Source organism: Hydrogenophaga sp., assembly GCF_022844385.1.
GTDB lineage: Bacteria > Pseudomonadota > Gammaproteobacteria > Burkholderiales > Burkholderiaceae_C > Hydrogenophaga.
The window spans coordinates 31,722-41,913 of the sequence record NZ_JALHLX010000020.1 but is presented as its reverse complement, the minus strand read 5'-3'; the positions used below and the strand labels follow the sequence as shown (position 1 = coordinate 41,913).

Annotated in this window: 12 protein-coding genes; 7 read left to right on the top strand and 5 right to left on the bottom strand. The window is 62.7% G+C overall.

The window, feature by feature from the left end; all coding sequences use genetic code 11:
• Positions 1-282: 282 nt before the first annotated feature.
• A complete protein-coding gene (fliE, locus tag Q0C59_RS06415; RefSeq protein WP_291213266.1) occupies positions 283-597 on the top strand; it encodes a flagellar hook-basal body complex protein FliE in 315 nt (104 codons plus the stop codon).
• Between the two features lie 10 nt (positions 598-607).
• Here fliE and Q0C59_RS06410 read toward each other — a convergent pair whose 3' ends face one another.
• From Q0C59_RS06410 to Q0C59_RS06390, 5 genes are all read right to left on the bottom strand, one after another.
• Entirely contained in the window at positions 608-910 is a 303-nt protein-coding gene (locus Q0C59_RS06410) for a flagellar protein FliT (protein WP_291213264.1), read from the bottom strand.
• 1 nt (position 911) lies between these two features.
• Positions 912-1,322, bottom strand: coding sequence for a flagellar export chaperone FliS (gene fliS / locus Q0C59_RS06405; RefSeq protein ID WP_291213261.1), 411 nt, complete (start codon positions 1,320-1,322; stop codon positions 912-914).
• A gap of 253 nt (positions 1,323-1,575) precedes the next feature.
• Complete coding sequence (locus tag Q0C59_RS06400; RefSeq protein WP_291213258.1) at positions 1,576-2,757, bottom strand: flagellin; 1,182 nt, start codon at positions 2,755-2,757, stop codon at positions 1,576-1,578.
• Positions 2,758-2,959: 202 nt separating this feature from the next.
• On the bottom strand, positions 2,960-4,369 hold the full coding sequence (gene fliD / locus Q0C59_RS06395; RefSeq protein WP_291213255.1) for a flagellar filament capping protein FliD: 1,410 nt from the start codon (positions 4,367-4,369) through the stop codon (positions 2,960-2,962).
• 165 nt (positions 4,370-4,534) lie between these two features.
• On the bottom strand, positions 4,535-5,722 hold the full coding sequence (locus Q0C59_RS06390; RefSeq protein WP_291213252.1) for a flagellin: 1,188 nt from the start codon (positions 5,720-5,722) through the stop codon (positions 4,535-4,537).
• Between the two features lie 477 nt (positions 5,723-6,199).
• Here Q0C59_RS06390 and flhD point away from each other — a divergent pair, with 477 nt between their 5' ends.
• The 6 genes from flhD (at position 6,200) to Q0C59_RS06360 (ending at position 10,189) form a co-directional block, all read left to right on the top strand.
• Positions 6,200-6,535: a flagellar transcriptional regulator FlhD gene (flhD, locus tag Q0C59_RS06385; RefSeq protein WP_056268595.1), complete on the top strand. Its 336-nt coding sequence runs from the start codon at positions 6,200-6,202 to the stop codon at positions 6,533-6,535.
• A gap of 47 nt (positions 6,536-6,582) precedes the next feature.
• Positions 6,583-7,119, top strand: coding sequence for a flagellar transcriptional regulator FlhC (gene flhC / locus Q0C59_RS06380; protein ID WP_056268592.1), 537 nt, complete (start codon positions 6,583-6,585; stop codon positions 7,117-7,119).
• Positions 7,120-7,273: 154 nt separating this feature from the next.
• Complete coding sequence (motA, locus tag Q0C59_RS06375) at positions 7,274-8,134, top strand: flagellar motor stator protein MotA (protein WP_291213248.1); 861 nt, start codon at positions 7,274-7,276, stop codon at positions 8,132-8,134.
• Positions 8,135-8,152: 18 nt separating this feature from the next.
• Positions 8,153-9,130 carry a flagellar motor protein MotB gene (motB, locus tag Q0C59_RS06370; protein ID WP_291213245.1) on the top strand — a complete coding sequence of 326 codons (978 nt, stop codon included), beginning with the start codon at positions 8,153-8,155 and terminating at the stop codon, positions 9,128-9,130.
• Between the two features lie 48 nt (positions 9,131-9,178).
• Entirely contained in the window at positions 9,179-9,565 is a 387-nt protein-coding gene (gene cheY / locus Q0C59_RS06365; protein ID WP_056268580.1) for a chemotaxis response regulator CheY, read from the top strand.
• A 12-nt stretch (positions 9,566-9,577) separates the two neighbouring features.
• The gene (locus Q0C59_RS06360; protein WP_291213240.1) at positions 9,578-10,189 is read left to right on the top strand and encodes a protein phosphatase CheZ; all 612 of its coding nucleotides are present in this window, start codon (positions 9,578-9,580) and stop codon (positions 10,187-10,189) included.
• The last annotated feature ends 3 nt before the right edge of the window (positions 10,190-10,192 follow it).

Below are 10,192 nucleotides of genomic sequence, written 5' to 3'. Positions count from 1 at the left end.
CAGCTTGATCTTCTGGGCCTGGTCCATGCGCGAGAGGCCTTCGCCGAAAGCGCTGCGGCTCGCGGGCTGGAGTTCTATCGGTGCCAGGGTGGTGCTCATGGGTGCAGGGCTCGGGTAGACGGTCGGTTTCGGGACAAGCTACATCCCGTTGCAACCGATTATTCGGCCCCACCCCCGGCGCCATATCCATGAAAAGGCCGTGCTTTGTGCCCCTATTCCCGCCGCGTCGGTCGTGCCCGCCGCCTAGCATCAAGGCGTCAACTTTTGTCGAAGGATTCCGCCATGGACATGCGCATCTCCCCCCTGACCAGCCAGGCCCTCACGGGCATCGGTCAAACCCAGCTCAAGCGCCCCGGTGGCGTGGGCGGTGCCGAAGGTGGCATGGCCGCCAGCTTCAAGGACGCCCTCAAGAGTGTGAGCAGTGCGCAGAACGAAGCGTCGCGCCTGCAGACCCAGGTGCAACTGGGCAACCCCAAGGTGAGCCTGGAAGAAACCATGCTGGCGATGCAGAAGTCGCAGGTCGGCTTTCAGGCAACCCTTCATGTGCGCAACCGCATGGTCCAGGCCTACACAGACATCATGAACATGGGGGTCTGAGCCCCTGTGTTCAGTGCATCGGCTGCGGTTGGTTGCGGTCGATGAGTTGTGAGAGATCGTTCAACCAGGGCTCGGCCAGGTTGCGGATCTCTGCGTCGGTGCGCAGGATGCGCTGCATGATCTTCGTCTTTTCCTTGCGCTCTTCCGGTGCCAGTGCATCGGTTTTGGCCTTGTAGCGCAGTTGCGCAATCAGCACCGCGCAGGCGCCTTCAAGGCGCACCACCTGGTCCCAGTTCTCCGTCTTTGCCGCATCGAGCATCTGGCTGCTCGTGCGTTCAATGGCTTTGTAGTAGTCCAACAAACTGTGCTCCATGTCAGGCTCCCTGCAGGGCGCCAGGTCGGATCTGTTTCCAGGAATCCGCCAGCGGTTCAATGAGGTTCAGCACCTCTTCGATCGGCGCCACGTCGTTGCGCAGGTTGGCCAGGGTGAGGCGCTGCACGCTGTACTCGTACAGACCCTTGAGGTTGCCGGCGAGTTCACCGCCGTCTTGCAGGTTCAAGCCGGCCTTGAGGCCTTCTTCCACGATCCGGATGGCCTTGCCGATGGCGGCGCCCTTGCTGGCCACATCGTTGCGTTCCATGGCGCCGCGCGCCAGGTTCAGGCTCTGGATCAACGCGTCAAACAGCAGGCTGACCAGCTGGTGCGGGTCGGCTGTCTGCACGCCGGTGTCGACGGACACACGTTTGTAGGTGGAAGCTGCGCGGGTGTTGACAGAGGTGAACATGGCTTGGTTTCCTGAAAGCTGATACCTATCTGTATCGACAGCGGGCGGGCGGACTGTAGGCATGAGCGGCAGCATTTGGAGGGGTTAGTGCACGCTTTACATCCTTTAACGAACTGTGCTTGTGTGCACTGAAGGCAGCGGGGGAAACGCACCTGGCGCAGACGGTGGGTGTTGGCCTGCTCATCATGGAAAAGGGCGGTTGCACGGGGTTACCGCGCAACCGCCCCGGGGGCGATACCTTGAGCGTGCGCGATCAGCGCAGCAGGGACAAGACGCCCTGTTGTGCCTGGTTGGCCTGGGCCACCATGGCGGTGCCGGCCTGCTGCAGGATCTGGGCGCGCGACAGGTTGGAGGTTTCCTTGGCGAAGTCGGCGTCCACGATTCGGCCCCGGGCTGCGGAGATGTTCTCGCCGGTGATCTGGATGTTGGCCACGGCGTTCTCGAAACGGCTCTGCAGGGCGCCGAGGTCGGCGCGCGAGCTGTTGATGGCGTTGATGGCCTTGTCGATCACCTGCAGCGACAGCTGGGCATCGCCGAAGCTGTTGACGTTGATGCCGGAGAGGGTGGCCAGCGTGCCGGGAGGCGCGGTGTCGCCAGGATCACCGGTGGTGGTGGCGGTGAAGGCGGCGCCGAAGTTGGCGGCGACCAGGTCGCGACTGGAAAAGACTTCGTAGCCACCACCAGACGCTTCGCGGGCAAAGACGCCGGTCTCGCTGGATTTGGCGTTGATCGCGTCCACCACTTGCGTGGTGCGCTGTGCGGCGGTGGTGGCGGCACCGATGCCACCCAGGGCAACGGCGTTGCCAGCCGCGTCCGCAATGGTCCAGCCGGTCGTGCCGGCAGGAATCGCGGCGCCATCGGCCGGCATGGTCGCCAACGTGGGCGCTGCGACCGTCGCCACAAAATGCTCGGTGGCGCTCAGTTGACCCAGGGCGGTGGATTTGGCGCTGACGATCGAATCGATGGCGATGCCTTCACCGGCGTTGGCGCCGACCTGGAAGGTGGCGTTGGCGAACGAGCCGTCGAGCAGCTTGGTGCCGTTGAACGAGGTCGTTTTTGCAACGCGGTCGATTTCCGAACGCAGCTGGGTCACTTCGGCCTGCAGGGCGGTGCGGTCGCTGGTGTTGTTCGAGGCGTTGGCCGACTGCACGGCCAGTTCGCGCATGCGCTGCAGCATGTCGCCGACCTTGCCGAGTGCGCCTTCAGCGGTCTGCGCCAGCGAGATGCCGTCGTTGGCGTTGCGGGCGGCCACGTTCAAGCCACGCACTTGGGCGTTCATGCGCTCGGAGATGGCGAGGCCAGCGGCGTCGTCTTTGGCGCTGTTGACGCGCAGGCCCGAAGACAGGCGCTGCATGGAGGTGGCCAGCGAGCTGGAGGTGGTGCCCAGGTTGCGCTGGGCGGTCATGGACATGACGTTGGTGTTGATGGTGGTCATAACTAACTCCTGTTGAGGTGGTTGGGCTAACTGCCCGGTTGCCCGGGCCACGAACCCATGGAGAAGTTCGTTGTCTTCTATTTCGGTGCCTTCTCCGATTACTTGAGGACTTCAACCCCACCCGGCCACGCCAATGGCCCATACACGAAAAAAAGCCCTGGTCGCAGAGCGCCAGGGCTGATGGGATGCAGCGTCGTCCTGTTTACGAAGACGCCTTGTTCCATTGGGCAATTTGCTGCGTCACGAACGAGTTGAGTGAGTTGAACTGGCCCACCATCGCGTCCATGGCGTTGTATTGCCTGAGGTAGCGCGCCTCGGCCCGGGCCGCGCGTGCGATGACGTTGTCTTGTTCTCGTGTGTTGCGGGTGATGGCCGCGCGCATCGATTCGGTGCGGGTGGTCAGTGTGCCGCTGGCGCCTGAAAAACCGTCCGCGAAGGTCTTGAGTTTTTCGCCGAAACCTTGTGCCGTGGGATCGGTGTGGTCGGCATTGAAGAGATTTTGTACGCCAACCGGGTTGTCCAGCGCCGTGCTCAGCTTGGCGCTGTTGATGCTCATCTTGCCGCCCGACTTGATTTCGATGCCGATGTCGGCCAGCGTGGTGAATGCGCCGCCGGGTGTTGCCGAGCGCATCATGCCGCGCAGGGCGTTTTGCAGGCCCACGGCCGAGCTGTCGCCCTGCAGCGATCCGGCCACCTTGGTGTCGGGGTTGTAGCCAGTGGTGCTGGTGAGCATGTCGTTGATGGCGTTGTACGAATCCACAAACGATTGGATGGTTTTGGTCATCGCGTCCTTGTCGTTGCTCACGGCAATCTCCACCGGCCCGGTGGTGACTTTGGAGAACTGCAGCGTGATGCCGGGCAGACCGTCTTTGTAAGTGTTGCTGGCGGACTCGATGTCGATGCCGTTGATGGTGGCCATGGCGTTGGCGCCGTGCGTGATCTGCACGCCCGATGCGACGCCGCCTTGCACCGCCAGGCGCGAGAGACCGGTGTTGTCGACGCCGTCGCTGTCGGTGGCCTGCATCTCGAAGCCCAGGGCTTCGCCGGTGTCCTTGGAGCGCATGAGCAAACGCTCGCCCGAGGCATCGCGCAGCACGGTGGCGGTGACGCCGGCGTCGGCCGCATTGATCTTGGCTGCGATCTGGGTGAGGGTGTCCTCGCCGGGGCCTATTCCGATGTCCACGGCAGGTGCGCTGCCCGCGGCAAACGTGCCCGTGCTCCAGTCGCCCAGCGTGATCTTGAGGCTGCCTTCGCCCATGGCGGTGTCTTTCGGCACCGCCAGCGTGGCCGTGGACTGTGCCTTGGCCAACTGCTGAACTTCGACCGCCATCGCCGTGGGCGCGGTGCCGGTGGCCACGGTAATGCCCACTGCGTCGCTGGCTGACGAACTGCCTTTGACGGCTTTGAAGGCGTTGGGATCGGCGAGTTTGGTACCCAGTTCGCCCAGTGAATTCATCATCGAGCTCAGGGTGCCGAAGACAGAAATCTTGCTCTGGAATTTGTTGGCCTGCGTCTGCAAGGGCGCCAGCGGTGCGCGTTCGAGCGCCACCAACTGCGAGACGATGCTCTGGATGTCGACGCCGCTGGCGAGACCCGTGGAAGTGATGGGCATGTCAGATCTCTCCGCCGTCGGTGCGCGGCAGCGTGTGGATGGGCGAGCGATGTGTCATGGTCTTTCCTGTCCGGGATGTACGCACCACACGCGAGCCGCATGCGGTCTGTGCATCCCGCAATGGCCGCGTGTGAAGACACGGCGCATGCGGATGTGCGCGCTCGATCAGGAGCGCAGCAGTGAGAGCACCCCCTGTGGCACCTGGTTGGCCTGCGCCACCATGGCGGTGCCGGCCTGCTGCAGGATCTGGGCGCGCGAGAGGTTGGAGGTTTCCTTGGCGAAATCGGCGTCGATGATCCGGCCGCGCGCAGCAGAAATGTTCTCGCCGGTGATCTGGATGTTGGCCACGGCGTTCTCGAACCGGCTCTGCAGTGCACCGAGATCGGCGCGCGAGCTGTTCACGGCATTGATGGCGTTGTCGATCACCTTCAGCGCGAGCTGGGAGTCGCCGAACGACGTGACGTTGATGTCTTCAACGAACGAGTCGGCTGCGGCGGCGGTGTTGACGCCGGCACCTGTGGTACCCGCGGCGAAGTTGCCGAAATCGGCGGCCACGATGGCGCGGTCGGAGAAAACTTCATAGCCCGTCACTGCGCCTGCCGTATAGACGGGTCGGGCAAACACGCCGGTGTCGGTGGACTTGGCGTTGATCGCATCTACCACCTGGCCAGCGCGTTGCGCGAGCGTGGTGGCTTCGCCGATAGGGCCGAGGTTGATCGGGTTGCCGCCAGCGTCGTCAATGCTCAGCGGCGTGGCACCGCCGGCAGGAATGGCGGGCAGCACGGCAGGGGCCACCGGCGTGGCGGGCGGAATGATCGCGGGTGTGGCGTGCACCGCGGTCTGACCCAGCGATGCGGAGTCCGAGTTCACGATGCTGTCGATGGAGATGCCTTCACCGGCGTTGGCACCGACCTGGAAGGTGGCGTTGGCGAACGAACCGTCGAGCAGCTTGGTGCCGTTGAAGCTGGTGGTCTTGGCCACGCGGTCGATTTCCTGGCGCAGTTGCTGCACTTCAGCGTTCAGCGCGCTGCGGTCGCTGCTGTTGTTCGAGGCGTTGGCCGACTGCACGGCCAGCTCACGCATGCGCTGCAGCATGTCGCCGACCTTGCCCAGCGCGCCTTCAGCGGTTTGCGCCAGCGAGATGCCGTCGTTGGCGTTGCGCGCGGCCACGTTCAGGCCCCGCACCTGGGTGTTCATGCGTTCGGAAATGGCGAGGCCGGCGGCATCGTCTTTGGCGCTGTTCACGCGCAGGCCCGAAGACAGGCGCTGCATGGACGTGGCCAACGAGGCGGCCGAGGTGCTCAGATTGCGCTGAGCGTTCATCGACATCGTGTTCGTGTTGATGGTGGTCATAACTAACTCCTGTAAATGGACTTTGAAAGTGATCCCGCGTGACCGGTGCCAGCGTCCTGCTCTGCAGGGGGTGTGCTGGATACCGATGGCTGGTCGACCCCTTCGGGTCTCCACCGTCAAAACTCGCCGCCTTCACTGGCCGGACGACGAACCCATTTGCAGTTCGTTGAGTTGATTTCGGTGATAGCTGTGAATTCTTGAGGGTTTGGTGCAAACCGAGCGTCGGAAAAGAAGGAGCGTTTGCCACTTGTTCCTTCCTTTGCTGTTCACGGTCGGATCAGCGCCCGCACAGGCAGGACCGTTTTGAGAACCAACGATGTAGGAATTTGGATGACACGCAGGTGCTGCACACCTGACACGCGGTACAGCCGTTTACCGATTCAAGTTTGTTTACCGCTCGACACAATTACACACATCGGGTCAGGAGTTGTAAGCAAGTCGCCAGCAACCCAGACCCCCACACCGAAGGAACACATCATGGACAGCGAACAACTCCTGGCAGAAATCCGCGAAGCCAACCTGACCTACCTGATGCTGGCTCAGAACCTGATCCGCAAGGACCGTGCAGAAGCGCTGTTCCGCCTCGGCCTGACCGAAGAAGCCGCCGACCTGCTGGGCATGCTGTCCACCGCGCAGCTGCTGAAGATCGCATCGAGCAACATGCTGCTGTGCCGCTTCCGTGTGGACGACGACCTGGTGTGGAACCTGCTGACCAGCCACAACGTGAAGAAGGTGGACAACGCCACCACCACGCAGCTGCACGCCAGCATCTTGATGGCCGGCAAGTTCGCCGAGTCCATGGCCGCTCACTGAACCTCACGGTTACAGATCTCTCTTCTCTCTCGCTCCAGGAGCACACCATGGCCGTCGGCAAAAGCATCCTCAACGAGTCCCGCGACATCGAACGTGCGGTGGCCCTGATCCAGCTCGGTGCGCGCCTGCAGGTGCTGGAGTACGAAACTTCCCTGTCGTACGAGCGTCTGCTGCGCCTGTACAAGGAAGTGGCGGGCAAGAGCCCGTCGAAAGGCCAGTTGCCTTTCTCCACCGACTGGTTCCTCACGTGGCAGCCCAACATTCACGCGTCGCTGTTCCTCAACATCCACGAGTACCTGAGCAAGACCAGCGAACTCGAAGAGATCGACACGGTGATCAAGGCATTCCGTCTGTACAACGACCAGATGACGGCCAGCGCGATCGAGCCCATCCTCTCCGTCACCCGCGCCTGGCGCCTGGTGAAGTTTGTGGACAACGGCATGTTGACGCTGACCAAGTGCACCTGCTGCGGTGGCAACTTCGTGACCGAGCCCTATGAAAACCGCCACTTTGTGTGCGGCCTGTGCCAGCCACCGGCGCGTGCCGGCAAAGGCGCCGCTTCAGGTGGACTCCGCTTGCACTGATCACAGCTTTCCCAAAACTTGAAATGGACCCCGATGCGGGTCCATTTCGCGTTTATGGGTCCCTTCAATCGCACCTAGAGTTGGTCGATAGAAAAGGCATCCCCCCAAAGTCACGCGCCACCCCGGTGTTGCGTCCTCTTTCAGGCCCACACACATGTTCGTCATCGTTGGTTTTGTTTTTTCGATGCTCTGCATCTTCGGGGTGTTTCTTCTGCACGGCGGAAACATCAACATCCTGCTCAAGGCATTGCCGTACGAGATGACGGCCATCCTGGGCGCAGCCATCGGCGCATTCCTCATCAACAACCAGATGAAGGTGGTGAAGGCTTCTCTCAAGGGGATTGGGGGTTGTTTCAAGGGCAGCCGCTACACCAAGGCGCGCTACATGGAGCTCATGGCGCTGCAATACGACCTGTTGCAGAAGGCGCGCAAGGAAGGCCTGATGGCCATCGAGCAGGACGTGGAGAACCCGCACGAATCGGCTGTGTTCAAGAAGTACCCCACCATCGCCGCCGACCACCACGTGGTCGAGTTCATCACCGACTACCTGCGCATGATGGTCTCGGGCAACCTCAACGCGCACGAGATCGAGTCGCTGATGGACAGCGAAATCGAAACCCACCACCAGGAAGCCCACGCACCGGTGGCCGCCATCGGCCGCCTGGCCGGTGGCCTGCCGGCCTTCGGCATCGTGGCTGCTGTGCTGGGTGTGATCAACACCATGGGCTCGGTGGGCCAGCCGCCCGCCATTCTTGGCGGCATGATCGCCACCGCCCTGGTGGGCACTTTCCTGGGCATCTTGCTGGCCTACGGCGTGTTCGAGCCGCTGGGTGGCCTGATGGACCAGAAGATGGAAGAGAGCAGCAAGGAATTCCAGTGCATCAAGACCACGCTGCTGGCCAGCATGCAGGGCTACGCACCCGCCACGGCCATCGAGTTCGGTCGCAAGGTGCTGCTGTCTGATGTGCGTCCGACGTTCAACGAACTCGAAGCCCACGTCAAAGGCAAGAAGTAACCCAGCGGAAAGCACAGCATGGCTGACGGCAAAAAACTGCAACCGATCATCATCAAGCGCATCAAGAAGAGCGGCCACGCCGCTCACGGTGGTGCGTGGAAGATCGCCTATGCCGACTTTGTGACGGCCATGATGGCTTTCTTTCTGCTCATGTGGCTGCTGGGCTCCACCGCCAAGGGTGAGCTCGACGGCATTGCGAGCTACTTTGCGTCGCCGGTCAAGGTCTCGCTCATGGGTGGGCCGGGCACCGGCAACAGCAGCAGCATCCTGCCCGGCGGCGGGCGCGACCTGAGCAAGTCGTTTGGTCAGATGGACAGCGGCGACAAGGAGCGCGCCGCCAAGGTCATGGGCGCACAGATGGCGCAGGAAGCCAAGGCCCGCCAGGAGGCCGCACGGCTGGACGCGCTGGAACAAAAAATCGCCGAGATCATCAAGAGCAATCCCCTGTTGTCCGAGTACGGCTCGCAGATCCAGCTGGAGAAAACCACCGACGGTCTGCACATCCAGATCATGGATCAGCAAAACCGCCCGATGTTCGACACCGGCAGCTCGCTGGTGAAGCCCTACATGCGCGACATCCTGCGCGAGATCGGCAAGGCGTTGGGTGATGTGGAGAACCGCATTGCCCTGGCTGGACACACCGACGCCACGCCCTACGGCAGCGGCGAGCGCGGCTACAGCAACTGGGAACTCTCCGCCGACCGGGCCAACGCCTCGCGCCGCGAGCTGATCTCGGGCGGTCTGCCCGATGACAAGTTGCGCCGCGTGGAAGGCCTGGCCTCCAGCCGTTTGCTGCGCCCCGAAGCCCCTACCGACCCGATCAACCGGCGCATCAGCATCGTGGTGATGACGCAGGCCGCCGAAGACCGCATGGCGCCCACGTCGCTGCCCGTACCAACGCCCGACGCAGCCACGACGGATGTTGAAACATCGATCGTGCCCGCACTTCAGATTCCCGCCGAAGTGACGAAAACAACCACAGGGAACGGTGGCTGAGAAGCCGCTGTCTCCACCCCACCTTCCCATCTGCCCTCGGAGGCTCGCATGTCCACCCCGATGAAATTCCTGATCGTTGACGACTTCTCCACCATGCGCCGCATCGTGCGCAACCTGCTCAAGGAGATCGGTCACGCCGACGCGGACGAGGCCGAAGACGGCGCCATCGCGCTGGCCAAGCTGCGCAACGGGGTGTTCAACTTCGTGGTGTCCGACATCAACATGCCCAACATGAACGGATTCGAGCTGCTCGCCGAGATCAAGAAGGACGAGAAGCTCAAGCACCTGCCGGTGCTCATGGTCACGGCCGAAGCCCGCAAGGAAGACATCGTGCTGGCAGCCCAGAGCGGCGCGGCCGGCTACATCGTCAAGCCTTTCACCAAGGCGACGCTGGAAGACAAGCTGGCCAACATCTTCAAGAAGCTCGGCATTTAAAGGACCGCTGCCATGAACCACGATGAAGCAGCGAACCCCGGTGCTCCGCAGATGTTCCAGAAGCTGGGCTCGATCACGCGGCAGTTGCACGACGCCCTGAAAGAGCTCGGCTACACCGACAAGCTCAAGGGCACGGTCGACCAGTTGCCCGACGCACAAAGCCGCCTGTCCTACATCGCCCGCCTCACCGGCGAAGCGGCCGACAAGGTGCTCAACCACGTTGAACTCGGCAAGACCGAGCAAGGCCTGATCGCCGAGCGCGGCCGCCAGCTGGCCGACACCATTTCCCGCGTGCCGGCCTTGGCCAAGGCCATGCCCGAGCTGATGGAGTGGACGAACGACATCATCAAGACCAGCGAACAGACCGATGCGCGCCTGACCGACATCATGATGGCGCAGGATTTCCACGACCTCACCGGCCAGGTGATTGCCCGCGTGGTGCAGCTCGCCGGCACGATCGAAGAGCAGTTGCTCAGCCTGCTGTTGCAGTCGGCCCCGTCGGGACAGCCCGGCCAGGACCAGGCCTACGAACTGGCCGGTCCGGTGGTGGACGGCGAAGGCCGCACCGATGTGGTGAATGACCAGCAGCAGGTGGACGACCTGCTGGCCTCTCTGGGCTTTTAACTG

Coding starts and splice junctions, on each gene's coding strand:
- Q0C59_RS06410 (WP_291213264.1), bottom strand. CDS start 910: ATGGAGCACAGTTTGTTGGACTACTACAAAGCCATTGAACGCACGAGC.
- fliS (WP_291213261.1), bottom strand. CDS start 1,322: ATGTTCACCTCTGTCAACACCCGCGCAGCTTCCACCTACAAACGTGTG.
- Q0C59_RS06400 (WP_291213258.1), bottom strand. CDS start 2,757: ATGACCACCATCAACACCAACGTCATGTCCATGACCGCCCAGCGCAAC.
- flhC (WP_056268592.1), top strand. CDS start 6,583: ATGGCCGTCGGCAAAAGCATCCTCAACGAGTCCCGCGACATCGAACGT.
- cheY (WP_056268580.1), top strand. CDS start 9,179: ATGTCCACCCCGATGAAATTCCTGATCGTTGACGACTTCTCCACCATG.
- fliD (WP_291213255.1), bottom strand. CDS start 4,369: ATGCCCATCACTTCCACGGGTCTCGCCAGCGGCGTCGACATCCAGAGC.
- Q0C59_RS06390 (WP_291213252.1), bottom strand. CDS start 5,722: ATGACCACCATCAACACGAACACGATGTCGATGAACGCTCAGCGCAAT.
- fliE (WP_291213266.1), top strand. CDS start 283: ATGGACATGCGCATCTCCCCCCTGACCAGCCAGGCCCTCACGGGCATC.
- motB (WP_291213245.1), top strand. CDS start 8,153: ATGGCTGACGGCAAAAAACTGCAACCGATCATCATCAAGCGCATCAAG.
- Q0C59_RS06360 (WP_291213240.1), top strand. CDS start 9,578: ATGAACCACGATGAAGCAGCGAACCCCGGTGCTCCGCAGATGTTCCAG.
- motA (WP_291213248.1), top strand. CDS start 7,274: ATGTTCGTCATCGTTGGTTTTGTTTTTTCGATGCTCTGCATCTTCGGG.
- flhD (WP_056268595.1), top strand. CDS start 6,200: ATGGACAGCGAACAACTCCTGGCAGAAATCCGCGAAGCCAACCTGACC.